Genomic DNA, 24,915 nt, shown 5'->3' with positions numbered 1-24,915 from the left:
TCTGAACTCCGTGATCTGTTGCCCGTCAACGCGATTCGCCTCGACGTCGACGCGTCCGACTGGCGGGCGGCGATCCGTGCGGCCGGCGAGCTGCTCGGCGAGACCGGGGTCGCCGGGGACTCCTACACGGACGCCATGATCCGCGTCGTGGAGGAGCACGGTCCCTACATCGTCCTCGCGCCGGGCTTCGCCCTGGCCCATTCGAGGCCGGACGACTCCGTCACGCGGACCGGCATGAGCCTTGTGCGTCTGGCCGAGCCCGTGCGCTTCGGGCACGACACGAACGACCCGGTCACCCTCGTCATGGCCCTCGCATCGGTCGACTCGTCGGCCCACCAGGACGCCCTCGCGGCGCTGGCCGGCGTGCTCGCCGCCCCGGAGTGCCGCGAGGCGTTGGAGCGAGCGCAGACGCCGGACGAGGTGCGCGACGCCCTCACCGCTCGTCCCGCAGCGGCTCCGGCGGCTGCTGCATCCTCGGCCCCTGCTGACGCGCCCCCGGCAGCCACCACCACGCGCTCCACCGACGAGCAGCACGACCTCCGTCCCGCGATGGCCGACACAGCCGTCACAGGCGATGCCGTGCCGTCCAAGCGGCTCATCCTCACGGTGTGCGGCAACGGCCTCGGGACGAGCCTGTTCCTCAAGAACACCACGGAGCAGGTGCTCGACCGATGGGGCTGGACGCCATACCTCTCCGTCGAGGCCACCGACACGATCTCGGCCAAGGGCCGAGCCAAGGAAGCCGACTTCCTGCTCACCTCCGGGGCGATCGCCCAGACCCTCGGTGACGTCGGGGTTCCCGTGGAGGTCATCGACAACTTCACGTCCCAGAGCGAGATCGACGCCACTCTGCGGCGTCTCTACGCCATCTGACCGGCCTTAGTCACCGGCTCACCCACCCCTGCGCGCATCGGAGCGACCCATGGACGTCCTGCTGGCCATCGCCCAGTTCCTCGTCAACGAGATCCTGAGCGTCCCGGCCTACCTCATCGGCATCATCACCGCCATCGGCCTGATCGCCATGCGGCGCAGCGCCGGCCAGGTGGCGGGAGGCGCGCTCAAGGCCGTCCTCGGCTTCCTCCTGATCGGTGCCGGCGCCGGTCTCGTGGCGGCCTCGCTCACCCCCCTGGGCAAGATGATCCAGGGCGCGCTCGGCGCGCAGGGTGTCGTCCCCACCAACGAGGCCATCGCCGGCATCGCGCAGGCGCGGTACGGCGCGCAGGTGTCGTGGCTCATGATCCTCGGCTTTGTCGTCGCGATCCTGCTCGCCCGCTTCACGCCGCTGCGCTACGTCTTCCTCACCGGGCACCACCTGCTCTTCATGGCGACGCTGATCACGATCGTCATGGCCTCAGCAGGCATGCCCCCGGTCGTGGTGGTCGTCCTGGGGGCGATCCTCCTGGGGATCCTCATGGTGTCGCTGCCCGCGCTCTCCCAACCGTGGACCCGCAAGATCACCGGCGACGACTCCATCGCGATCGGGCACTTCGGAACCGCGGGCTACGTCGCCGCGGGCACCGTCGGACGCCTCGTCGACCCGCGGGGGACCAGCCGTTCTACCGAGGACCTCAAGGTCCCCGAGTCCCTACGCTTCCTGCGGGACTCGATGGTGGCGACGGCGCTGTCCATGGTGCTGATGTATGTCGTCGTCGCCGTCCTCTACCTCGTGCGCGCAGGGGCGACGACCGCCTTCACGGCGTTCGAGGGCGGCGCGACCAACGTGGGCAACTACGTGATGCAGGCGGTCACCCAGGGTCTGCAGTTCGGGATCGCGGTCGCGGTCATCCTCTTCGGCGTCCGCACGATCCTCGGTGAGCTCGTGCCCGCCTTCCAGGGCATCGCGGCCAAGGTCGTGCCCGGGGCGATCCCGGCGCTGGACGCCCCCATCGTGTTCCCCTACGCCCAGAACGCCGTGCTCATCGGCTTCCTGTCCAGCTTCCTCGGTGGCCTGATCGGCCTGCTCCTGCTCGGCGTCGTCTTCGGTCCGATGTTCGGGCTCGCCCTCATCCTGCCGGGGCTCGTGCCCCACTTCTTCACGGGTGGCGCGGCGGGTGTCTACGGCAACGCCACGGGCGGTCGCCGGGGCGCGGTGGCCGGCGGCCTGGTCAACGGCCTGCTGGTGACCTTCCTCCCCGCCCTGCTGCTCAAGGTGCTCGGCTCCTTCGGCTCGGAGAACACCACCTTCGGCGACGCCGACTTCGGCTGGTTCGGCATCCTGATCGGCTACGGCGCCCGCGCAGGCGTGGTGGCCGGCACGGTGATCCTGTCGCTCATCGGCCTGGCGCTGCTCTCGGCGGCCATCCTCGTGCAGAAGCGCGTGGTCGACCGGAGGTGGGACCCGGCACCGGCCGCCGGTCGGGCTGCCCCGGCCACCGTCACGGGTGCTGGGGTCGGCTCAGGCTCCGGGACAGCAGGACCCAGCAGCGCGGCGATGTCCACGCACGGATCCGGTGGGGCGCCTCGCTACCCGCGCATCGCACCGCCGGAAGGCGCTCCCACGCCTCCGCCCCCGCTCGAGGATGCGTCACGCCCCTGACCCGGGCCCTACGCCCTTCGTTCCCCCGAGATCGTGAGTGTTCGGTCCAACATCCTTGGACCAAACACTCACGATCTTTGGGGAGGACGACGCGTTTCAAGCGCACGTATGACGAGACGATCGTCCCGAGATGTGGAACGGCGGGTCACAGTGTGTGGTCCGTCCTAGGAGGTCCCCATGTCCAGCCCCGCGCCCACCGAGCAGCGCGACCCGTCCACCGCAGCCGAGGACCGCTCGGCCCGGATGGCCGTCACCCTCTTCCCGATCCTGATCCTGGCGGCCGCATCGTTCGGCTATCTGGCCCCGTCGTCGGCGAAACCCCTTCTGCCCCACGTCAACACGCTGCTAGGGATCATCATGTTCGGGATGGGGCTCAGCCTGCGCGGGCAGGACTTCGCGCTCGTGGCCCGCCGGCCGCTTCCCGTCCTCATCGGTGTCGTCGCCCAGTACCTCGTGATGCCCCTGCTCGGCTGGGCGGTGGCCAAGGCGCTGGGGCTGTCCCCGGAGCTGGCAGCCGGCGTCATCCTCGTGGGTTGCGCGCCCGGCGGCACCGCCTCCAACGTGGTGAGCTATCTCGCCAAGGCGGACACCGCGCTGTCGGTGGCGATGACCTCGGTGTCGACCCTGCTGGCCCCGATCCTCACCCCGCTGCTGACGTTGTGGCTCGCGGGGACCTACCTCCCCGTCGACGCGCGCAGCATGGCCTCCAGCATCCTGTGGATCGTGCTCGTCCCCGTCGTGCTGGGCCTGCTGGTGCGCACCTTCCTCGGCCGGGTCGTCGAGCGGGTGCTTCCCGCCCTGCCCTGGGTGTCCGTCGTCGCCATCTCGCTGGTCGTGGCCGCCGTCGTCTCGGGCTCGGCGTCCAAGGTCGTCGCTGCCGGCGGGATCGTCCTGCTCGCCGTCGTCCTGCACAACGGTCTCGGCTACCTGGTGGGCTATGGCCTTGCCGCCCTCACCGGACAGCGTGAGCGGGCCCGGCGCACCGTCGCCATCGAGGTCGGGATGCAGAACTCCGGTCTGGCCGCCGGCCTTGCGTCGCAGTACTTCTCGCCGACGGCCGCCCTGCCGGGCGCCGTGTTCTCGATCTGGCACAACCTCTCCGGAGCCATGCTCGCGGCGTACTTCCGGCGCCGCCCGATCCGCGATTGACCACCAGTGCGGGTAGGGGAGACGGGTAGGCAGGGGCGACGGGAGGGCACGGCGGTGAGCCAAGTCTTGGCCTGGATGGCGGCCGGTGTTCACGGGCGCGACACCGGGTCGCCCTGGATGCAGAATCTGCTTGCGGCACCACCCTTCTCGAGCCCCAGGAGCCCCCGTGCGCAGACTCGTCCCCCTCGCTGCTGCCAGCACGCTCGTCCTCGCCGTCACGTCGTCGGCCACCTCCGCAGCAGGCGCTCCGGTCGATCCGGCCACGCCGCTGGTCTCGCGGCCCCAGGTCGCCAAGGACCTGTCGCGCTACGTCGACCCCCTCGTCGGCACGAGCAACGGTGGCAACACCTATCCCGGCGCTGTCCGACCCTTCGGCATGCTGTCGTGGAGCCCCACCAGCACCGCGGGCGACCAGACCAGCACCGCTGCCTCCAACGGCTACAGCCATGACACCACCAAGCTGCGCGGCTTCTCGCTGACGCACGTCAACGGCGCCGGCTGTCACCCGGGCGCCATGGGTGACGTCCCGATCTTTCCCCACCCGGCCGCGATGGGGATCTCGCCCTCGGCGGACACCAAGGACGAGGTCTACGCCAGCACCTTCTCTCACGCGGGCGAGCGCGCGGTGCCCGGTCGCTACACCCTGGCCCTGGACAACGGCGTCCGCATCGACGCGGCCGCCACCACCCGGGCCGCCGTCACGTCGCTGGGCTTCCCTGCGGGCAAGCCCGCCAACCTGTTGTTCCGGACCTCGAACTCGCTCAACGGGAGCGAGTCGGCCGAGATCTCCATCGACCCGGCCACCCGCACCGTGACCGGGTCGGTCCTCACGGGCGCCTTCTGCGGTCGCCGCGCGACGGGCAACGGCAGCAACAAGCGCAGCTACTACCGCCTGCACTTCGTGGCGAGCTTCGACCGGGCCTTCACCGGGACGGGTACGTGGGTGAACGACCGGATCCGTCCCGGGACGAGGAGAGCCATCGGAGGTGAGGGCTACGAGACCGGGGCGGCTCGCGCCGGGAAGGGCTCGGGCGGCTGGGTCTCGTTCGCACCGGGCACCACGGTCGGCATGAAGGTCGGCATCTCCTACACCAGCCTCGGCGCGGCCAGGGCCAACCTCGCCGCCGAGGTCGCGCCGCGCGACACGGTCGCCAGCGTGGCCAGGGCGGCCGACCAGCAGTGGGACGAGCAGCTGACCCGGGTGCAGGTCGCCGGGGGGAGCACGGAGTCCCGCACCAAGCTCTACACCGCGCTCTACCACGCCTTCCTCGAGCCCAACGTGGTCAACGACGTGGCCGGGACCTACTGGGGGGCCGACCAGCGCGTCCACCGGCTGTCTCCCGGCCAACGCGCCCAGCTCGGCAACTTCTCCGGCTGGGACGAGTACCGCGCCCACACGCAGCTGCTCGCGCTCCTCGAGCCCCGGCTCGCCGGCGACTTCGCCCAGTCGCTGCTCAACAACAGCCGGCACCACGGCGGGGTCTGGGACCGGTGGGTGCACCTGACGGCCTGGACCCACGTCATGACGGGGGACCCGAGCGCGCCGACGCTGGCGGGCTTCTACTCCCTCGGGGTCCGCAACTTCGAGACCCGGGCGGCGTTCGCGTCCCTCTACCGCCAGGCGACCGTGCCGCACGCGGACGGCCTGTCGACCTACGGGTGCCCGGGCCAGTGCGCCGGCATCCGCCCGGACCTGGCGCAGTACCTGGCGCTCGGCTACGTGCCGCAGGACGGTGGCCACAGCTGGGGCGGCGCCGCCGAGACCCTGGAGGACTCGGTGGCGGACTACGCCCTGGCGGACTGGGCTGCACGTCTCGGCCGTACGTCGGAGGCCGACGCCATGCGCCGCCGGGCGTCCAGCTGGAAGAACACCTTCAACCCCGTGGCGACGCCCGACGGCGGCTACCAGCAGGCGCGCAACGCGGACGGCTCGTGGGTGCAGCCCTTCACGCCCGCCTCCGACAAGGGCTTCGCACAGGGCAGCTCGGCGACCTACACCTGGATGGTGCCGCACGACGTCTCCGGCCTGTCGCGGGCCATGGGTGGCGACGCCAGGGCCATCAGCCGACTGGACGCCTTCTTCCGCAAGCCCGACGGGTCGTGGGTGACGGGCGGTGACCCGCTCCGCTACGACGCGACCAACGAGCCGGGCATCCACACCCCCTGGCTCTACAACGCGCTCGGTGCTCCGTGGAAGACGCAGGAGGCCGTGCGGGCGATGGAGCGTCTGGCCTACACGACCGGACCCAAGGGGCTGCCGGGCAACGACGACCTGGGGACCATGTCCTCGTGGTACGTCTTCGCGGCGCTGGGGATCTATCCCCAGAACCCCGCCCGTGCGGAGATGCTCCTGTCGAGCCCGGTCTTCCCCCGGGCCTGGATCCGGCGCGACGGCGGGGCGACGATCCGGATCGACGCGCCGGCGGCCTCCCCCGACCACGTCTACATCGACCGGGTGCGCGTCAACGGCAGGCCGTGGACCCGGTCCTGGCTGACCGAGGGGGTCGTCAACGACGGCGGCGTCGTGCGGATCGACCTGCGCCGCACCCCCAACACCCGGTGGGCCACGATGCCGGGCGATCGCCCGGTCGACCGCTGAGGCCGTATGACGCAGCGCCCCGCCTCCTGTCCGGCTGAGCTCGGGCGGCGGGGCGCCGTCATGCGCGGCCCCGATGCGCGATCGACCGCCAGCGCCCCCACCCGGGATCGTGAGTGCTTGGTCCAAGAATGTTGGACGAAACACTCACGATCCTGCGAAGCGTGGCCAGCCTGCGAGGGGGTGGCCGGCCTGCGAGGGGGTGGCCGGCCTGCGAGGGGGTGGGGAAGGGCGAGGGCCAGGGGCCCGTCTGTCAGTGGTCCGTGACGAGGCGGAGGAGCTCGTCCCAGGTCGACACCTTGACGCGCTCGCGACCCTCGCCGCGGCCGAGCTCGATCTCCGCCGCGTCGATGGCGCGCCAGTCGGCCAGGGTGCTCGGGTGGTGGCCGCGGGCGCGGAGGACAGGGCCGACACCGTCTCGAGACGCGCCGGGTCGATGACCCTCGCCGGTCCCAGGGTCCGCGACGGCGCCAGGCTCCTCGACCCGCCCACCCTGCGGGTCCCGTGGAGCGTCCTCGGCTGCCTGCAGGTCGGCGAGCACGTGCGCCACGGTCTGCGCGGCGTCGGACTTGTTGGTGCCGATGACGCCGATCGGTCCGCGCTTGACCCAGCCCGTGCAGTACTCCCGCGGCTGCCTCACGCCCGCCTCGTCGACGACGCGGCCCTCGACGTTGGGGATGATCGCGCGCGTCCGGTCGAACGGCACGTCGGCCAGCGGGCTCCCGCGGTAGCCCACCGCGCGCAGCACGAGCTGCACGTCGAGGGTCTCGAGCGAGCCCGTCCCCTCGACCGATCCGTCGGGAAGCAGCCGGGTGCGCTCGACCGTCAGACCGTCCACCCGCCCGTCACGCTCGGTCATCTCCACCGGCCGGGCGTAGAACGCGAAGTGCAGCCGTCGCCGGCCCCCGTCCGATGCGGGGGCGCCGTCGCCCTCGGTGGGCAGACCACGCAGCAGCTGGACGTTGGCGCGCGTGCGCCGGTCGAGCGCCGCCTCGTCCAGCCCGTCGAACGCCCCCTCGGAGACGGTCACGTCGATCCCCGGGGTGGCGACCAGCTCGCGCAGCTCCTTGGTCGTGTAGCTCGCGTGCTGGGGACCCCGCCGCCCGACGATCCACACGTCGCGCACCTCGCTGCGGGCGAGCTCCTCCAGGACGGGTTCGGCCATGTCGGTCACCCTGAGCGAACGGGCCTCCTTGAGCAGGATCCGGGCCAGGTCGACGGCGACGTTGCCGACGCCGACCGTCGCGACCGCCCGCACCCCGTCGAGCGGTTGAGGTCGCGCGTCGGGGTGCCCGCCATACCAGGCGACGAACTCGCGCGCGGAGCGGCTGCCGCTCAGGTCCTCCCCGGGTATGCCGAGGCGCACGTCCTCGCTCGCCCCGACCGCGTAGATCACCGCGTCGTAGGCCTCGAGCAGCTCGGCCCGGGACACGTCACGACCCACCTCCACGAGCCCCCAGAAGGTGACGGCCTCCAGGTCGAGGGTGCGGGCGAGCGCCGTCGCCACCGAGCGGATGCTCTCGTGGTCCGGGGCGACGCCGTAGCGCAGCAGGCCGAAGGGCGTCGGCATCCGGTCGAGCAGGTCCACGTGGACCGGCAGCTCGTCCTGACCGGCCAGCGCCTGGGCGGCGAAGAGCCCGGCGGGTCCGGCGCCGACCACGGCGACCCGTCGGACGCGGTGCGCGTTCGTCATACGGTCAGGGTCCACGCTCAGCCGCGCAGCTCGGGGAAGTCGTCCTCGTGGAAATCCCCGGTCGGACGCGCGTCGGCGGTGGCGTAGCCCGCGTCCTCGGCCTGCCGCAGCTCGACGCGGCGGATCTTGCCGGAGATCGTCTTGGGCAGCTCCGAGAAGGACAGGCGCCGGATCCGCTTGTAGGGCGCGAGGTTCTCGCGGGAGTGCCGGAAGATCTCCCGCGCGGTGTCGGCGGTCGGCTCGACGCCCGGGGTGAGGACCACGACGGCCTTGGGCACCGCGAGACGCAACGGGTCCGGCGACGGCACGACGGCCGCCTCGGCCACGAAGTCGTGCTCCAGCAGGACGGACTCGAGCTCGAACGGCGAGATGCGGTAGTCAGAGGCCTTGAAGACGTCGTCCGCGCGGCCGACGTAGGTCAGGTAGCCGTCCTCGTCGATGCTCGCCACGTCACCCGTGTGGTAGTAGCCGTCCCGCATGACCTCGGCGATCTTGTCCGGGTCGCCGTTGTAGCCCACCATCAGGCCGAGGGGGCGGTGAGCCAGGTCGAGGCAGATCTCGCCCTCCTGCACGCCGACCTCGCCGGTCGCGGGGTCGACGAGCCGCACGACGTAGCCGGGGGAGGGCCGTCCCATGGCGCCGGGCTTGACCGGCTGGCCGGGGGAGTTGGACACGGCGAGCGTCGTCTCGGTCTGGCCGAAGCCGTCGCGAACCGTTGCGCCCCAGCCCTTCTCGACCTGCTCGATGACCTCGGGGTTGAGCGGCTCGCCAGCCCCGACCACCTTGGTGGGAGGGTTCTGCAGACCACCCAGGTCGGACTGGATCAGCATGCGCCACACGGTCGGCGGGGCGCAGAAGCTGGTCACGCCGCACCGGTCCATGTGGTGCATGAGCGCCGCGGGGTCGAACCGCGTGTAGTTGTAGATGAACACGCACGCCTCGGCGTTCCAGGGGGCGAAGACGTTGGACCAGGCGTGCTTGGCCCACCCCGGCGAGGAGATGTTGAGGTGGATGTCGCCGGGCTCCAGGCCGACCCAGTACATCGTCGTGAGGTGCCCGATGGGGTAGGACGCCTGCGTGTGCTCCACCAGCTTGGGCTTGGAGGTCGTCCCCGACGTGAAGTAGAGCAGCATCGACTCGTCGCCGCGGGTCGGCACCTCCGGCGTGTACGTGTCGGGGGACGCGGCGGAGTCGGCATACGACGACCAACCGTCGACCGGCTCGCCCACGGCGATGCGGGTGTAGTCGCCGGAGACCCCGTCGAAGGTCCCCACGTCCTGCGAGCGGGCGATCGCGTGCTGCGCGCCGCCACGCTCGATCCGGTCGCGGACGTCCGCGGGACCGAGGAGGGTGGTCGTGGGGATGATGACGGCGCCGAGCTTGATGCAGGCGAGCATCGACTCCCACAGCTCGACCTGGTTGCCGAGCATGATGATCACGCGCTCGCCGCGCCGGACGCCCTGGTCCCGCAGCCAGCTCGCGACCTGCGCCGAGCGACGTGACATCTGCGCGAACGAGACCTTGGCCTCCGACCCGTCCTGCTCGACGATCCACAGGCAGGGCTTGTCGTTGCCCTCGGCGATCTGGTCGAACCAGTCGAGCGCCCAGTTGAACTCGTCGATCTGCGGCCAGGTGAAACGCTCCTTGGCGGCGGCGTAGTCGGTGCGCAGGTCCAGGAGCAGGTCCCGGGCCTCGCGGAAGGTCTCGGTCGCAGCGGTCATCGTCTCTCCTCGTCGAGTCGGATGTATGGCGGAAGCCTGCGACCAACGTAGGACGGGAGAGCGCGAGGTGGGGCCGCCGAATCGTTGAGCGGTCGCCGTGACCCGCCGGGCGGCTCGCGCCATGGACCGACCCGAGGTCGTCACGGCGACATGGCGTGCGAACCCAGGCGGACGTGCCTACCTCAGGTCGTCACGTCCGCCCGGCGGGCTGACCCGGGCGGACGTGCTTACCTGAGGGAGGTTAGACGGAGGAGGTGCGGCGCAGGATCTCGGTGAGCTTGTTGGCGCCGGCGACGACCGTGGCGGCGTGCAGGCGGCCGGGCTGGCGCGAGATGCGCTCGATGGCCCCCGAGATGGAGACGGCCGCAACGACGCGCCCCGAGGGGCCCCGGACGGGCGCGGAGACCGAGGCGACGCCGAGCTCGCGCTCGCTGACGCTCTGGGCCCAGCCACGGCGGCGGACGCCCGACAGGGTGGTGGCGGTGAACTTGGCGCCCTGCAGGCCGCGGTGCAGCCGGTCGGGCTCCTCCCACGCGAGCAGGACCTGCGCGGCGGACCCGGCGAGCATGGACAGGGAGGCGCCGACGGGGATGGAGTCGCGCAGGCCCATCGGGCGCTCGGCGGCGGCGACGCAGATGCGGTGCTCGCCCTGGCGGCGGAAGAGCTGGGCGCTCTCGGAGGTGTGGTCGCGCAGCGCCCCGAGGACCGGGCCGGCGGCGGCGAGGAGGCGGTCCTCGCCGGCGGCGCTGGACAGCTCTGCGAGGCGGGGGCCGAGGACGAAGCGGCCCTGCATGTCGCGGGCGACGAGGCGGTGGTGCTCGAGGGCGACCGCGAGACGGTGGGCGGTGGGGCGGGCCAGGCCGGTGGCGGCGACCAGCTGGGCCAGCGTGGCCGGTCCGGCCTCCAGCGCTCCGAGCACGACGGCGGCCTTGTCCAGAACGCCGACTCCAGAAGAGTTGTCCATAGGGTGATACTGCCGTCTCGCAGCCTGAGACGCAAATCCGGAGCGGGTCGAGATGAGACAGCCTGCCAGGGAGAGGGGCGGTCAGCCCGTCCACGCAAGCCCATTCGCGCCGTCACAGCCAGCAAAGCCGGAGGAATCTCATGAGCGGCACCCTTGCCGAGAAAGTGTGGGACGCCCACGTCGTCCGCCGTGCTGACGGCGAGCCCGACCTGCTCTACATCGACCTGCACCTGCTGCACGAGGTGACCAGCCCGCAGGCCTTCGACGGGCTGCGGCTCGAGGGGCGCGCGGTGCGCCGCCCGGAGCTGACGCTCGCGACCGAGGACCACAACGTCCCCACCACACCGGGCCCGATCACCGATCCGGTGAGCCTGACCCAGGTCAACACTCTACGCCGCAACTGCGAGGAGTTCGGCATCCGCCTCTATCCCATGGGCGACGCCGAGCAGGGGATCGTCCACGTCGTGGGCCCGCAGCTCGGCCTGACCCAGCCCGGGATGACGGTCGTGTGCGGCGACTCGCACACCTCGACGCACGGCGCCTTCGGGGCGCTGGCCTTCGGCATCGGCACCTCCGAGGTCGAGCACGTCCTGGCCACCCAGACGCTGCCCCTCAAGCCCTTCCGGACCATGGCGATCAACATCGAGGGCGAGCTGCCCGACGGCGTCACGGCCAAGGACGTGATCCTCGCCGTCATCGCGGAGATCGGCACCGGTGGCGGTCAGGGCTACGTGCTGGAGTACCGCGGCTCCGCCATCCGCAGCCTGTCGATGGAGGCGCGGATGACCATCTGCAACATGTCGATCGAGGCGGGCGCGCGCGCCGGCATGATCGCCCCCGACGAGGTGACCTTCGACTTCCTCAAGGACAAGCCGCACGCGCCGCAGGGCGCCGACTGGGACGCCGCCGTCGAGGCGTGGACCTCGCTGCGCACCGACGACGACGCGACCTTCGACCACGAGGTCACGATCGACGCGACCCAGCTGTCGCCGTTCGTCACCTGGGGCACCAACCCGGGTCAGGGCCTGCCGCTGTCGGCGTCCGTCCCCGACCCCGAGCAGCTCGGTGACGACAACGACAAGGCCAACGCCCAGCGCGCCCTGGAGTACATGGGCCTGCGAGCGGGCCAGCCGCTCAAGGAGATCGCGGTCGACACGGTCTTCGTCGGGTCCTGCACCAACGGCCGGATCGAGGACCTGCGCGAGGTCGCCGGGGTCCTGGCCGGTCGTCAGGTCGCCGGCTCCGTGCGCATGCTCGTGGTGCCCGGTTCGGCGCGGGTGCAGCTGCAGGCCGAGGCCGAGGGGCTGGACGCGGTGTTCACCGCGGCCGGGGCCGAGTGGCGCCTGCCCGGCTGCTCGATGTGCCTGGCGATGAACCCCGACAAGCTCGCCCCGGGGGAGCGCAGCGCCTCCACCTCCAACCGCAACTTCGAGGGGCGCCAGGGCAAGGGCGGTCGCACGCACCTGGTCTCGCCGGCCGTCGCCGCCGCCACCGCCGTCCGCGGCACCCTGTCCAGCCCCGCCGACCTGGAGCCGGCCCGCGAGCCGGCCACCCACTGAGGAGCCCGCCATGGATGCCTTCACCACGCACACCGGCGTCGGAGTCCCGTTGCGTCGCAGCAACGTCGACACCGACCAGATCATCCCGGCGGAGTACCTCAAGCGGGTCACCCGGTCGGGCTTCGAGGACGGCCTCTTCGCGGCCTGGCGCAGCGACCCCACCTTCGTCCTCAACCAGGCGCCGTATGCCGAGGGCTCGGTCCTCGTCGCCGGACCCGACTTCGGCACCGGCTCGTCGCGCGAGCACGCGGTGTGGGCGCTGATGAACTACGGCTTCCGCGTGGTGATCTCGAGCCGATTCGCCGACATCTTCCGCGGCAACTCCGGCAAGGCGGGGCTGCTCACGGCCGTCGTGTCCCAGGGCGACGTCGACCTGCTGTGGAAGGCGCTGGACAACGACCCCGGCACCGAGATCACGGTCGACCTGCGGGACAAGACCATCACCTGCGGCGACATCGTCGCGCCGTTCGAGGTCGACGACTACACGCGCTGGCGGCTGCTGGAGGGGCTCGACGACATCGGCCTGACGCTGCGGCACGAGGACGCGATCGAGGCCTACGAGGCAGACCGGCCGGCCTACAAGCCCCGCACGACGGTCTAGCCGACGGGACCGCTCACCCGGACGGCGTAACGCCACGCCCGGTGGCGGACAACGGATTTCGAGGGTCGGGAGGCGCGTCCACGACAGTGTCGACGTGCCCCCGGCAGCGCTCCTCGGGGTCTCGGATCGGGGACGTCGAGGTGCGCGTCGCCACCTCGGTATACCGCGAAGTCGTTTGTCGATCAACAACTTCCACGCTGACCGGGTCAGCGGGTCGACCCCGTCGGGAAGGCCGGTGACCGGAGGTCCTGCCCTCACCCGGCCGTCGGCGCAGGCCGGTCTGCTGGGGTCAATGTCGTTGCCCTGCAACGACGCCAAGTTTGACAAACCGTGGACGCCGCGTCCGGTTGCCCCTACCGTCGATGCCAGGTCGAACGTCGTTGCCGTGCAGGGCTGTTGCGGCGAGCTGACCTGCGACGACCGGTAACCACCGGGCGTGCACCGGGATTCGTGGAGGAATCGTGAACAAGGCAGATCTGCTCGACGCCCTCGAGGACCGTCTGGGTAGCCGCAAGGCCGCGTCCGACGCGGTCGAGGCCCTCGTCGACGTCGTCATCCGTGAGGTGGCCAAGGGCGGCAAGGTCGGGATCACCGGCTTCGGCACCTTCGAGCGCGCCGCACGTGCGGCCCGCACGGGACGCAACCCGCGCACCGGTGAGTCCGTGCGCATCAAGAAGACCAACGTCCCGAAGTTCCGTCCGGGCACGCAGTTCAAGGACGTCGTCTCCGACCCCAAGAAGCTGCCGAAGGCCGGCGTCGCCGGCGCTCGCGCCAACTCCGCCTCGGCGCTCGGCGCCACCACGACTGCCGCGCCGGCCACGAAGGCCACCGCGAAGAAGGCCACCACCAAGGCGGCACCCGCCAAGCGCGCCAGCGCGGGCACGACGAGCAAGGGCACGACGGCCAAGAAGGCCGCCAGCACGACTGCCAAGAAGGTCACCAGCACGGCTGCCAAGAGCACGGCCAAGAAGACCTCCGCCGCCAAGGTCGCGACCCCGCGCCCCGCGGCCCGCTCCGCCGCCAAGAAGGCCGCCCCGAAGAAGTAGCGACCTCCGGCACCGGACAGCCCGACGAGGGGGCGCCACGATCGGTGGCGCCCCCTCGTCGTGCGTCGGCGTCCTGCCCCCTCTGCCTGCCCCAGGCAGGCAACCACCCACGACCGCCCCTCGGGACGGTCGCCGGGTTCGCGGTCCTCACGACGGTGGTGGCCTGGGCCCACGGGGCCGGGCACCTCGACGGACTGGTGGCCCTGGCCGGCACGGGATCCAGCACCGGGGACCTGCTGCGCGTGGCCGGGGTGACGGCGGTCGCTGCCAACGTCGTCAACAACCTGCCGGCCTACCTGGCGCTCGAGCCGGCGGGGGTGGGCGAACCCACCCGCCTAATGGCGGTGCTCGTCGGTGCGAACGTCGGTCCTCTCGTCACCCCCTGGGCCTCCCTGGCGACCCTCCTGTGGCTGCAGCGCTGCCGCACGGCCGGGGTGCGCTGGCGGCTGTGGCGCCTGGCGCTGGCGGGCGCCGCCTGCGCGGTCCTCGCCGTGACGGCCTCAGCGCTGGCCCTGGGCCTGCTGGGCGGCTGAGGGCTCGGGGGTCCCCAGCGAGAGGACCATGGCCGTATGCCGACCCACCCCGATCGCCGCCACGCGGGCCAGCGACGCCCGGTCGTCGACGTCCAGGCGGAAGCGCTCCGGCACCGGGCCGAGCGTCGTGAGGTCCACCGCACCGGCGCCGTGCCGGGCCGCCGAGCCGGCGCCGAAGGCCGGGTCCAGCGCGACCCCGGGCCTGGCCGTCAGCAGCACCGTCCCGGTGCCCTCGTGGTCGGGGACGTAGCCGCGGTCGACCCCCTCGGCCAGACGCAGCGCGGCGGCCAGGTCGTCCGGGTGCATGCCGGGCACGTCCCCGAGCAGCGCGGCGACCCCGGGAGCGGGCAGGCCCGAGGCGGCGGCGCGCTCCTCGGCATACGAGGCACCGGCCCGCAGGGCTGCGTCCAGGCCGTCCCCGGGGTCCGGCACGACCGGGATCTCCCAGGCGCGGGCGTGGGACTCGAGCGCGGCGTCCGAGGTGACCACGACCACCGCCGCGGCACCCACGCAGTGCCGGACGGCGTTGATCGTGTCGAGGGCCAGGCTCATGGCGAGCAGGTTGCGCGGGACCCCGTCGGGCGGCTGGAGTCGGGACTTGCCCAGGCGGGTGTCCTTGACGGGGACGACGACTCGCCAGGGGACGGCGGGCGCGGGGGAGGTGTGAGCGGACATCACCTGCAGTCTGGCAGGCGCGGCGCGCGGTGCGCTGAGGTCGACAGCACGCGGGACGCTCCGCGAAGATGTGTCGGCGGGCCACCTGGCCGGGAGCTCCCGGCCGCCCGCCTGTCGAAGGGACTGACGTGGGTCGATCGCCGAGGGTGCGGCTGCCGTGGGCCTATCGCGTGTGCGTCGCGATCGCCAAGTCCGGCGTGGTGCCGCTGATGAGGCGGGACTGGCGGGGCGCCGAGCACCTGGACCGGCCGGGTGGTGTGGTGGTCTGCTGCAACCACGTGTCCCACCTGGACTTCATCATGCTGGCGCACTTCCTCTACGACAACGGGCGCCCGCCGTTCTTCCTGGCCAAGGACGCCGCGTTCCGGGTCCCGTTCTTCGGCCGGCTGATCGGGCAGGCCGGGCAGATCCCCGTCTACCGCAACACCGGTCGCGCGATCGAGGCCTATCGAGCGGCGATCACCGCCATCCAGCAGGGCAAGACCGTGCCGATCTATCCCGAGGGCACCATCACCCGCGACCCGCAGATGTGGCCGATGACCGGCAAGACCGGCGCCGCCCGCATCGCGCTGGAGACGGGGTGCCCGGTGATCCCGGTGGCGCAGTGGGGCGTCCAGGAGCTGCTGGCGCCCTACTCCGGCAAGCTTCGGCCGTTCCCCCGCAAGACGATGCGGGTGCTCGCCGGCCCACCGGTGGACCTCTCCGACCTGCAGGGTCGTCCCGTCACCGGCGAGGTCGTCCGCGAGGCGACCGACCGCATCATGCGCGACGTCATCGGCCTGCTGGAGCAGCTGCGCGGCGAGACCGCCCCGCCGACCCGCTACGACATGCGCCGTCACGGGGAGTCCGAGTGAGCACCACCTCTCCCGCCCGGCGGGTCGCGGTGCTCGGGACTGGCAGCTGGGGGACGGCCTTCTCGATGATCCTGGCCGACGCCGGCAACGACGTCACCATGTGGGGTCGCCGCGCCGAGGTCACCGACGAGATCCGCCGGCACCACACCAACGGCCAGTACCTCCCTGGCCTGACCCTATCCCGCCGCATCACCGCGACGGACGACGTGGCCGCGGCGCTCGACGGCGCCCAGATCGTGGTGCTCGCGGTGCCGTCCCAGAGCCTGCGGGCCAACCTCGACGGGTGGCGTCCGCACCTGCCGGCCGACGCCCTGCACGTGTCCCTCATGAAGGGGATCGAGCTGGGCACCGGTCGACGCATGTCCGAGGTGATCTGCGAGGTCGGTGACGTCGACCCCGACCGCGTGTCGGTCGTGACCGGCCCCAACCTGGCGCGCGAGATCGTCCGCCGGGACCCCGCCGCCAGCGTCGTGGCGTCCACCTCCAAGGCCACGGCCGAGGAGGTGGCGCACGCCTGCGCGACCCCCTACTTCCGTCCCTACACCGAGACCGACGTCGTGGGGTGCGAGCTCGGCGGCGCGACCAAGAACGTCGTCGCCCTCGCCGTCGGCATGGCCGAGGGCCTGGGCATGGGTGACAACTCCAAGGCCTCGATCATCACCCGCGGCCTCGCCGAGACCACGCGGCTCGGTGTGCGGCTCGGGGCCAAGCCGCTGACCTTCTCGGGGCTCGCGGGCGTCGGCGACCTCATCGCCACGTGCATGTCGCCCCTGTCGCGCAACCACTCCTTCGGGGTCAAGCTCGGTCAGGGCATGACCGTCGACGAGGTCGTCGCCGAGACCCGCCAGGTCGCCGAGGGCGTCAAGTCCGCCGAGTCGATCCTGGCGCTGGCGCGCAGCGTCGAGGTGGACATGCCGATCGTCGAGCAGGTCGCTGCCGTGGTCCACGACGGGCGCGACCCCAGCGAGGTCGTCACGCAGCTGATGTCGCGGGCCCGCAAGGAGGAGCGCCGCTAGGTTCGTGGGGGCCGGTCTCGCGCTGGCGAGGTGGTCTCGGGTTGCAGGGTGAGACGGGTGCGGCGACCCGAGTCAGCGGCGCGGGTGCCCGGTTCGGCGTCGCGCTGGCGAGGTGGTCTCGGGTTGCAGGGTGAGACGGGTGCGGCGACCCGAGTCAGCGGCGCGGGTGCCCGGCTCGACGACGCGGGGCCAGGTGTCACACGCTGCGCAGTGCCTGGTCGAGGTCGCGCCACAGGTCCTCGACGTCCTCGATCCCGACCGACAGGCGGACGAGATCCTCGGGCACGACGACGGGCTCGTTGGCGTGACGGCGACGGCGCTCGAGCAGTGACTCCACCCCGCCGAGGCTCGTCGCGTGCGTCCACAGCCGGGTGGCGCGGCACACGCGGTCGGCGGCCTCTGCGCCGGCGGCGATCTCGATGGACACGATCGCGCCCAGCCCCGGGTAGCGCACCCGGCTCACCGACGGGTGCTCGCCCAGCCGCCTGGCCAGCTCGGCGGCGCTCGCCGTCGCCCGCTCGACCCGCAGCGCCAGGGTGCGCATGCCGCGCAGCGCCAGCCACGTCTCGTGCGGTCCCGGGATCGCGCCGTGCAGGGTCCGGTGCGCGTGCAGCCGTTCGCCGAGCTCACGTCGGTCCGTGACGACGGCACCGAGGACGACGTCGGAGTGTCCCGCGAGGTACTTCGTCACCGAGTGGACGACGACGTCGACCCCGAGCTCCAACGGCCGCTGCACGATCGGAGTCGCAAAGGTGTTGTCGCACACCACGATCGCACCGGCGTCGTGGGCGGCCGCGGCGATCGCGGACAGGTCGGCCACCTCGAGCAGGGGATTGGTGGGGGACTCGAGCCACACCAGGTCGGCCCCCGGCAGCGCCGCGACCACCGCGTCCGTGTCGGCCGGGTCCACGCGACGCAGCTCGCGCACGGAGCCGTCCGCAGCCAGCGACGCGAGCAGCGACAGCGTCGTGTTGTAGGCCCCGTCCGGCGCCACGACGACCCCGCCTCGCGGGACGAGGGAGAGGGCGGCGGCCACGGCCGCCATACCGCTGGCGAAGGCGAGGCACCGGCCGCCCTCCAGCCCGCCGAGGGTCTGCTCGAAGGCGTCCCACGTGCGGTTGCCCACGCGTCCGTAGCCCGGATCCGCGCCCGCGACATAGGTGCTCGACAGCTCGAGCGGCGCGTTGACCGGCGCGCCGGGCTCGTGCGCCGGGCGTCCGAGGGCGACGGAGCGGGTGGCCAGGGTCCAGTCCTCGTGCATGCCCACACCGTATGCCGAGAAGACCGACCGCACCGCCGTCAGGAGCCTCGGGGGCGCCAGGGCCTCAGGAGGGGAGGGCGCGGTAGTGGTAGCGGTGGTGCCGATGCCAGCCGAGGGCGTCGTAGAGGCTGGTGGCCGCGGCGTTGGTCTGGAGCACCTGCAGGTAGCCGAAGCGGGCCCCCGACTCGCGCCCCGCACGGGTCAGCTCGCCCATGGCGCGACGTCCGATCCCCCGCCCGCGCGCCGACTCGTCGACGACGAGCTCGGTGATGCCGCACCAGTCCTCGGTGACGACGAGCCGCGCCCGGGCCACGAAGGCATCGCCCGACCGCAGCGTCAGGTAGCCCGCCGGGCACGCCGTGATGACGTCGACGGCGCGCGGGTGGCGACCGTGCAGCGGGCTCTCGGGGGCGAGCCACTCCTCGTCCGGGTCGTCGGCCCAGGAGGCGGCCAGGTCGCCCAGCGGTGCGGGGTCCAGCGTGCGCAGGTCGGCGACGTAGGTGTAGGTCGGCGTCACCACCGCGTAGCCGCGCCGGGCGAGCACGGCGTCGACGTCACCGGCCGGGTCCTGAGGTCCCGTGAGGGGATAGGCGAGCTGGAAGCGGGCCGAGGTCTGGCGCTCGGCGTAGAACGCCTCGACCCGCGTCACCGCGTCCTCGACCGACAGCCCCGGATCCCCGGCGACGAGGGCGGAGTTGGCCCGCCCCGTGTAGCCCGCACCCGCCCGCAGCAGCCACCCGCCGAGGCGGTGCTGCTCGAGACCTGGCCAGCCGCGAGCGGCGAGCCGCTGGACGTCGTCGATCGAGGAGGTCGGGCGGACGACGCGGGGCGGCACCTCGCGGGCCGCCCGCACGTCCGCCACCGCCACCGTCTCGGGGCCACGGTCCTCGGGCAGCAGCGTCCACGTGCCCGCGTCCGCACCGACGAGGACACCCACCACGTCGCGGGCCGCGATGCCGGTGGCCACGCCGCCGGCGACGGGGTGGGCGGGGGCCACGCGGACGGCATACCGCCGCCCGGGGAGCACGTGGGGGAGAGGCATGCCGCCACTCTCCCACGAGCGTCGGTCAGGTCAGGGGCACGCGGCGGTAGACGAGGACGTCGCGGGAGCCCTTCTTGGCCTTGGGGTCGACGGTCATCGAGAGGTACTCGTCCGCGGCGGCCTCGCCGTCGACGGTGATGCGGTGGATCCTCGGGGCCGGCGTGGTGAGCCCGTAGCGCTGCAGCCAGACCGAGCCGGCGGTCAGCGGGTAGTCGTCGTTGAACACGTGCGAGTCGCCGTCCAGGAGGTAGGTCGCCCCGCCGAAGCGGTTGGACTCCTCCGTCAGGGCCTTGATGACGGGGACGAAGGCGCTGTTGGTGTCGAGGCTCCAGGCCTTCTGGGTCACGTCGAACATGTCGGCCTGCATCCCGATGACGACCGCCTTGGCCTTGGTGCGGCGCGCCTCGGCGTAGGTTGCCCGGATGTGCGTGACGGCCGCGGCGGTGCGGTCGACCGCCTCCGCGAGCTGCTGCGTCGTGGTGGTCGTCCTGCCGGTCCACGGCAGGAAACCGTTGTTGGAGCCGACGACGTGGGCCGTGGCGAACTGCACCTCGGCGCGGGACCACATGACGTTCTCGGGGAAGCCGAGAGAGGTCTGGGCGTTGACGTACATCGGGTGCTTGCCGAGGGTCGTGCCAGGCTGCGGGTAGAAGACCGAGCGGACCTTGGCGAGCCGCTCCAGCGGGTCGAAGCCACCGGCGGCGGGACGGTGGCAGTCGGTCCACTCGTTGTCCCCGGGGGTGAGGACCACCGGGTCCTCGCGCCGGTCGAGCTGCCCTCGCATCCAGGTGAAGTAGGCGTCGGAGCACGGCGACGAGCCGTTCTTGATGTCGCCGACGTGCATGACCAGCTGGACGTCCTTGTCGGCGTTGATGCGGTCCACGTCCTGCGGGAAGCGGGCGATCATCTCGGCGCCGTAGGGCGTGTCCCCGATGACGGCGAACGTGTAGAGCCGCTGGTGGCCCTTGCCACGCCCCTGTGCCTGGACCTGTCGCTGGTCCTTGGCCTGCTCCTTGACCTGGTCCCTGCCGGTGCCGTCCTGTCCGGCGCCGTCCTGCCCGGCGACCGCGGGCGCGCCGAGGGACAGGCAGAGGGTGAGGGCGCCGAGACCGGCGAGGGCGTGACGGGTGCGCATGGCGGACCTCCGGGGGAGTCTGGTCGGATCCCCGCAGCCTGCCTCGGCGAGGTGACGGGCCGCCGTCGGGTGGGCGACGGGCAGGCCAACAGGGGGAGGCGCCGGTCAGCCGTGGGGTGGGATCAGCCCAGCTCGAGCGACGGACGGTCCGGCGTGGCGAGGGTCAGGACGGCCTCCTCGACCATCTCGTGCGTCCGCAGCTCGTCGCCCAGCCGGTCCAGGGTCACGGCGAGGTCGTGCTCGGGGGCGTCGCCCGTCAGGTCGACGGCGGCCACCAGGAAGACCTTCTGCGGGCCGACCCACTCGAGGTGCAGGTAGGTCACGCGCTCGATCTCGGGGTGCCCGAGCAGGGCGGTGAGGGCCTTGCGTCGGACGTCGGGCGACACCGCCTGCCCCGTGAGGAAGTCGCGGTTGCGGTCGATGAGGAAGATCGCGACGATCCCGAGAAGGACGCCCACGAGGATCGAGCCGACGGCGTCCCACACCGGGTTGCCGGTCAGCTCGTGCAGCAGGATGCCCAGCGCGGCGAGCACGATGCCGATGAGCGCCGCGCTGTCCTCGGCGACGACGGCGCGCAGGGTGGGGTTGGGCGTGCCCCAGATGTAGCGGGCCGCCGACAGGCCGCGGGCCCGGGCCTCGCGTCGCGTCTGCCGCATGGCCTGCAGCCAGGAGATGCCCTCGAGGACGAAGGCGACGGCCAGCACGACGTACGCCAGCAGGTAGTCGGTCTCGGCCTCCTCGGTGGTCAGGGAGGTGATGCCGTGCCAGATGGAGACGATCGAGCCGGCCGTGAACAGGCCGAACGCCGCGAACATGGACCAGACGTACGCCTCGCGGCCGTAGCCGAGGGGGTGCGAGCGGTCGCGAGGGCGCCCCGACTTGCGCTCGGCCAGCAGCAGGAAGATCTCGTTGCCGGCGTCCGCCCACGAGTGTGCCGCCTCGGCGACCATCGACGCGGATCCGGTGATGACCGCCACCACCGTCTTGGCGACCGCGATCAGGGCGTTGGCGCCGAGGGCGACGAGGACGGTGACCAGGCTGTCCCCGCCCTGGTGCTCGGTGGGGGCGGCGTTGTCGGAGGCGCTCATGGGCCCAGTCTGCACCGGGGAGTCAGGTGCAGCGGCGACCGGTCGAGGGCAGAGACCGGACGGCGTCCGCGAAGACCCCGACCCGCAGGGGAGCGGGTGCGTAGCGCTCGGGGACGAGCACCTCGATCGCGGGGTCCGTGCCGTATGACGTCAGCCGCGTCCCGTCCGTCAGCGGCTGCACGACCCAGTCCGTCCCGCTGACGTCGATGCACTGGTCGGCGCTGGGCGGCTGCGGAGCCAGGCCGCAGCGGGCGATGATCGCGGGCGATCCCCAGGCCGTCGCGCTCCGGGCGCCCACGACGTCGTCTCGGCGCTCCTGACCGGCCACCGTGACGGGCCAGTGCTCCCGGGCCGCCACGCAGGCTGCCGACGTGTCGGCGGGGCCGGCGACCACCTCGACCGGCCGCGGACGCAGCAGGAGCAGCGTCACGGCCACCGCTGCGAGAGCGCAGACGGTGGCCGTGACGAGGATGCGTCGGTCGAGCAGACCCTGCACGGTCTCCTGCTCAGCCGTGGACGACGGTGCAGGTCAGGGTGCGGGTGATGCCCTGGATGTCCTGGATCTTGGCGATGACGAGCTGGCCGAGCTCGTTGACGTTCTCCGCCTCGACCCGGGCGATGACGTCGTAGGGTCCGGTGACCTCCTCGGCCTTGACCACGCCGTCGATGGCGCCGACGGACTCGGAGACCTGGGACGACTTGCCGACCTCGGACTGGATCAGGATGTAGGCCTGGACCATCGAATCCTCCACTCGTTCTAGGTGACCGCCGCGTCGCTGCGGCGGGTGCGGGACCAAGGGTGGTGCCGCTTCGCGACCACGGTAGCGTGTCGCTCCCGAAGGCCCGCACTGGAGGTCGCATGTCAGAAGCCCACGCCGAGGACGGACCGCGCCTGCGGGACCTCTCCGAGGAGGACCTGCTCGACCGGATCTTCCCCTACTTCGTCCAGTCCGAGGATGTCCTGGTGCCGCCCGGTGACGACGCCGCCGTCCTGCGGGCGCCGACCGGCTCCGTGGTCGCGACCACCGACACGATGGTGCTGGGGCACGACTGGCGCGACGAGTGGTCGACGCCGGCCGAGGTCGGGTCCAAGCTCGTCACGCAGAACGTCGCCGACATCGCCGCGATGGGCGCCCGCCCGACCGGGCTCCTGGTCACCCTGGCCGCGCACGGTGACCTGCCGGCCCGGTGGGCCGAGGAGTTCTCGCAGGGGGTCGCGTCCCAGGCCGAGCGGTATGACGTGAGCGTCGTGGGCGGGGACCTCTCAGGGGCGCCCGACGGCGTGGTGATGGTCTCGATCACGGCGCTCGGCGACCTGGAGGGCCGCGACCCGGTGCTGCGGTCAGGGGCGCGGGTCGGCGACGTCCTAGCCGTCCACGGGTCCCTCGGCTGGTCGGGGGCCGGCTGGTGGCTCTACGACCAGGGGGAGACGGATCCCGGCAGCCCCCGGCCATACCCCACGGGCGAGGAGCCCCCTCCGGGATGGCACGAGCAGAGCGCCCGGAGCGTCCTCATGTGGTTCCACCGCACGCCGGTGACCTCCGTCTCCTCGGGGGTCGTCGCCTCGCTCGCGGGCGCCACCGCGATGATGGACGTGTCCGACGGCCTGGTGCGTGACGCCGGCCGGATCGCCCGGGCGTCCGGGGTCCGCATCGACCTCGACCGCACGAACCTCGAGCGGGACTTCGTGGACCCGCCGCTGACGGACGTGCTGCCGCTCGACGTGGCGTGGTCGCAGGTGCTGACCGGGGGCGAGGAGCACTCGCTCCTCGCAACCTTCCCTGCCGACAGCCCGCTGCTGCGGGACCAGAGCGACCCGGACGGGCACTGGTGGGCCGTCGGCCGGGTCGTGGAGGCGGACGACGCGCGGCCGCGGGTCACGCTGGATGGCGAGGCGATCCAGGGGCAGGGGTGGGACCACTTCGCCGGGTGACCGCCGAGATCGCTGCTCGGGTCGGCCACTCCAGCGGACCGACCGACGCCGGACGGCGCAGGGTGCGACGCCAGGTCAGCAGAGCGACGGCGATGACCGTGACGTGCGCGAGGTAGAGCCACCAGGGGTCCAGGCCCGGCCAGGCGTCGAGGGCGACCTCCGTGCCGGGCAGCATCAGGACGTGCAGGGCGTAGGCGGACAGGGTCATCGACCCCACGTCCGCGGCGGCCCGCACGACCAGGGATCCCCGCACCCGGTCCGAGCGGCACAGGCCCAGCACCCCGGCGAGCACCAGCAGCGCCAGGCCGCCGCTGACGAGCAGGCTGGGCGTCGAGGGCAGGTAGGCCCCCACGAGCGAGAGCCGATCGAGGTCGTCCGGCAGGGCGGACTCCTCCAGCGCCGCCTGCTGCTCCGCCTCGAGCAGGGCGGTCCGGCCGGTCAGGACGAGCGCGAGGATGCTCCCGACCCGCCCCACGAGCACCAGCCCGAGCCCGGTCAGGGCGAGGGCGGCGGGCCGGGCCGGCCGACCGTCGCCGGGCAGGTAGGCCCGCGCCGCGAGGACGCCGAGCAGCCCGAGCACCGTCCACAGCAGCGCAGGGTAGGACGTGGCGACCAGCAGGGTGGCCAGCGCGTGGGTCGGGTCCTCCAGGTCGCTCCACGCCACGTCGGGGTGCCAGGGGCCCTGCATCTCGCCCCGCGCGAGGTGGGCGAGCACGGGTGCGACGAGGGCGATGCCCACAGCCACCGCACCCACGACGACGGTGCTGCGACGGGCCGCCCAGGTGACCGCCAGGGTCACCACGGCGAGGTTCACGAGCACGATGGCGGCCCGGGTCTCGAGCTCGGCGAGGCTGAGCCCGACGACGGCGAGGGCGGTGGCCCGGACGGCGCCGGCGGCGACGGTGGACCCACGACGGTGGGCGGTCGAGCCGAGCTGCGCGCCGACGCCGACGAGCACCGCGAACAGCACCGCGTGGACGTCCCACAGGATCGCGCTCGCCAGGCCGCCGACGAGGTGGTTGACGAGGATGCCGAGCAGGGCCAGGCAGCGCGCGACGTCCACGGCGACCACGCGGGTCGTGGCGCTCGGCATACGGTCTCCTGCGGGTCGCTCAGGTATGACGCCGAGGGCGGCTCTCCCGGTGGAGAGCCGCCCTCGGCGGTCGTGCGGTGCTGGTGTCAGCGCTTGACCTTGCCCGCCTTGAGGCAGGAGGTGCAGACGTTGAGACGCTTGGGGGTCACACCCGCGTCGCCGACCAGAGCCTTGACACGCTGGATGTTGGGGGTCCAGGTGCGCTTGGTGCGACGGTGCGAGTGCGAGATGCTGTGACCGAAGGACGGTCCCTTGCCGCAGACATCGCAGTTGGCAGCCACGGTGATCTCCTACATTCGTTGACAGTCGGGGTGCGCCCCGACAAGCACGCCGACGGCGCGGAAGTGGTGGGGCAACCGCTCTAGCGTAGCCGACCCGAGGGGCAGGCACCAAACCTGGGCCTCGGGGTCCGGCAGCACG

The 24,915-nt window shown here is 72.5% G+C and carries 23 protein-coding genes; 11 read left to right on the top strand and 12 right to left on the bottom strand.

Annotation, left to right across the window (positions count from 1 at the left end; translation table 11 throughout):
* From B4E97_RS09830 to B4E97_RS09815, 4 genes are all read left to right on the top strand, one after another.
* A partial coding sequence (locus B4E97_RS09830) for a PTS sugar transporter subunit IIA (RefSeq protein ID WP_286959699.1) occupies positions 1-873 on the top strand: 873 nt, incomplete at its 5' end.
* 49 nt (positions 874-922) lie between these two features.
* Positions 923-2,536, top strand: coding sequence for a PTS ascorbate transporter subunit IIC (locus B4E97_RS09825; protein WP_286956448.1), 1,614 nt, complete (start codon positions 923-925; stop codon positions 2,534-2,536).
* Positions 2,537-2,713: 177 nt separating this feature from the next.
* Positions 2,714-3,685, top strand: a complete 972-nt coding sequence (locus tag B4E97_RS09820) for a bile acid:sodium symporter family protein (protein WP_286956450.1) — start codon at positions 2,714-2,716, stop codon at positions 3,683-3,685.
* Between the two features lie 166 nt (positions 3,686-3,851).
* On the top strand, positions 3,852-6,284 hold the full coding sequence (locus B4E97_RS09815; RefSeq protein ID WP_286959698.1) for a GH92 family glycosyl hydrolase: 2,433 nt from the start codon (positions 3,852-3,854) through the stop codon (positions 6,282-6,284).
* Between the two features lie 250 nt (positions 6,285-6,534).
* Here the strand turns inward: B4E97_RS09815 and B4E97_RS09810 are convergent, their stop codons facing one another.
* From B4E97_RS09810 to B4E97_RS09800, 3 genes are all read right to left on the bottom strand, one after another.
* On the bottom strand, positions 6,535-7,974 hold the full coding sequence (locus tag B4E97_RS09810; RefSeq protein ID WP_239262757.1) for an FAD-dependent oxidoreductase: 1,440 nt from the start codon (positions 7,972-7,974) through the stop codon (positions 6,535-6,537).
* Between the two features lie 17 nt (positions 7,975-7,991).
* On the bottom strand, positions 7,992-9,695 hold the full coding sequence (locus tag B4E97_RS09805; protein WP_239262754.1) for an AMP-binding protein: 1,704 nt from the start codon (positions 9,693-9,695) through the stop codon (positions 7,992-7,994).
* Positions 9,696-9,936: 241 nt separating this feature from the next.
* On the bottom strand, positions 9,937-10,659 hold the full coding sequence (locus tag B4E97_RS09800) for an IclR family transcriptional regulator (protein ID WP_019287958.1): 723 nt from the start codon (positions 10,657-10,659) through the stop codon (positions 9,937-9,939).
* 140 nt (positions 10,660-10,799) lie between these two features.
* On the opposite strand from B4E97_RS09800, the gene leuC reads away from it, so the two are divergent.
* From leuC to B4E97_RS09780, 4 genes are all read left to right on the top strand, one after another.
* Positions 10,800-12,218, top strand: a complete 1,419-nt coding sequence (gene leuC / locus B4E97_RS09795) for a 3-isopropylmalate dehydratase large subunit (protein ID WP_019287957.1) — start codon at positions 10,800-10,802, stop codon at positions 12,216-12,218.
* A gap of 10 nt (positions 12,219-12,228) precedes the next feature.
* Positions 12,229-12,819, top strand: coding sequence for a 3-isopropylmalate dehydratase small subunit (gene leuD, locus B4E97_RS09790; RefSeq protein WP_019287956.1), 591 nt, complete (start codon positions 12,229-12,231; stop codon positions 12,817-12,819).
* A gap of 461 nt (positions 12,820-13,280) precedes the next feature.
* On the top strand, positions 13,281-13,865 hold the full coding sequence (locus B4E97_RS09785; RefSeq protein WP_019287955.1) for an HU family DNA-binding protein: 585 nt from the start codon (positions 13,281-13,283) through the stop codon (positions 13,863-13,865).
* Between the two features lie 44 nt (positions 13,866-13,909).
* Positions 13,910-14,398, top strand: a complete 489-nt coding sequence (locus tag B4E97_RS09780; protein ID WP_286959697.1) for a hypothetical protein — start codon at positions 13,910-13,912, stop codon at positions 14,396-14,398.
* On the opposite strand, the gene cofC is transcribed toward B4E97_RS09780, so the two are convergent.
* The gene (gene cofC, locus B4E97_RS09775; RefSeq protein WP_029212643.1) at positions 14,366-15,073 is read right to left on the bottom strand and encodes a 2-phospho-L-lactate guanylyltransferase; all 708 of its coding nucleotides are present in this window, start codon (positions 15,071-15,073) and stop codon (positions 14,366-14,368) included. The two genes, B4E97_RS09780 and cofC, sit on opposite strands and share 33 nt — an antisense overlap.
* Positions 15,074-15,201: 128 nt before the next feature.
* Between cofC and B4E97_RS09770 the strand changes: the two genes are divergently transcribed.
* Both B4E97_RS09770 and B4E97_RS09765 read left to right on the top strand, forming a co-directional pair.
* Positions 15,202-15,927: a lysophospholipid acyltransferase family protein gene (locus B4E97_RS09770; protein ID WP_286959696.1), complete on the top strand. Its 726-nt coding sequence runs from the start codon at positions 15,202-15,204 to the stop codon at positions 15,925-15,927.
* Positions 15,928-15,992: 65 nt separating this feature from the next.
* Positions 15,993-16,943, top strand: a complete 951-nt coding sequence (locus B4E97_RS09765; RefSeq protein ID WP_286959700.1) for an NAD(P)H-dependent glycerol-3-phosphate dehydrogenase — start codon at positions 15,993-15,995, stop codon at positions 16,941-16,943.
* Positions 16,944-17,139: 196 nt separating this feature from the next.
* On the opposite strand, the gene B4E97_RS09760 is transcribed toward B4E97_RS09765, so the two are convergent.
* From B4E97_RS09760 to B4E97_RS09735, 6 genes are all read right to left on the bottom strand, one after another.
* The gene (locus B4E97_RS09760; RefSeq protein WP_286959695.1) at positions 17,140-18,204 is read right to left on the bottom strand and encodes a trans-sulfuration enzyme family protein; all 1,065 of its coding nucleotides are present in this window, start codon (positions 18,202-18,204) and stop codon (positions 17,140-17,142) included.
* A 64-nt stretch (positions 18,205-18,268) separates the two neighbouring features.
* Positions 18,269-19,246 (bottom strand): GNAT family N-acetyltransferase, encoded by a 978-nt coding sequence (locus B4E97_RS09755; RefSeq protein ID WP_286959694.1) that lies wholly within the window; start codon positions 19,244-19,246, stop codon positions 18,269-18,271.
* A gap of 25 nt (positions 19,247-19,271) precedes the next feature.
* Positions 19,272-20,381, bottom strand: a complete 1,110-nt coding sequence (locus B4E97_RS09750; RefSeq protein WP_286959693.1) for a metallophosphoesterase family protein — start codon at positions 20,379-20,381, stop codon at positions 19,272-19,274.
* A gap of 122 nt (positions 20,382-20,503) precedes the next feature.
* Entirely contained in the window at positions 20,504-21,469 is a 966-nt protein-coding gene (locus B4E97_RS09745) for a cation diffusion facilitator family transporter (protein WP_034253124.1), read from the bottom strand.
* Positions 21,470-21,491: 22 nt separating this feature from the next.
* Positions 21,492-21,965, bottom strand: coding sequence for a DUF3515 family protein (locus B4E97_RS09740; protein ID WP_286956513.1), 474 nt, complete (start codon positions 21,963-21,965; stop codon positions 21,492-21,494).
* Positions 21,966-21,975: 10 nt separating this feature from the next.
* Positions 21,976-22,209, bottom strand: coding sequence for an Lrp/AsnC family transcriptional regulator (locus tag B4E97_RS09735; protein WP_019287944.1), 234 nt, complete (start codon positions 22,207-22,209; stop codon positions 21,976-21,978).
* A 119-nt stretch (positions 22,210-22,328) separates the two neighbouring features.
* Between B4E97_RS09735 and thiL the strand changes: the two genes are divergently transcribed.
* Positions 22,329-23,402: a thiamine-phosphate kinase gene (gene thiL, locus B4E97_RS09730; protein ID WP_286959692.1), complete on the top strand. Its 1,074-nt coding sequence runs from the start codon at positions 22,329-22,331 to the stop codon at positions 23,400-23,402.
* Here the strand turns inward: thiL and B4E97_RS09725 are convergent.
* Both B4E97_RS09725 and rpmB read right to left on the bottom strand, forming a co-directional pair.
* Complete coding sequence (locus B4E97_RS09725) at positions 23,347-24,495, bottom strand: DUF418 domain-containing protein (RefSeq protein ID WP_286959691.1); 1,149 nt, start codon at positions 24,493-24,495, stop codon at positions 23,347-23,349. The genes thiL and B4E97_RS09725 overlap by 56 nt on opposite strands.
* An 86-nt stretch (positions 24,496-24,581) precedes the next feature.
* Positions 24,582-24,776 carry a 50S ribosomal protein L28 gene (gene rpmB / locus B4E97_RS09720; protein ID WP_019287942.1) on the bottom strand — a complete coding sequence of 65 codons (195 nt, stop codon included), beginning with the start codon at positions 24,774-24,776 and terminating at the stop codon, positions 24,582-24,584.
* Positions 24,777-24,915 lie beyond the last annotated feature (139 nt).

This window comes from Arsenicicoccus sp. UBA7492 (assembly GCF_002479615.1).
GTDB classification, from domain to species: Bacteria; Actinomycetota; Actinomycetes; order Actinomycetales; family Dermatophilaceae; genus Arsenicicoccus; species Arsenicicoccus bolidensis.
Note: the sequence above shows the minus strand (reverse complement) of the source record. Positions and strands in the feature narration are given on the sequence as shown.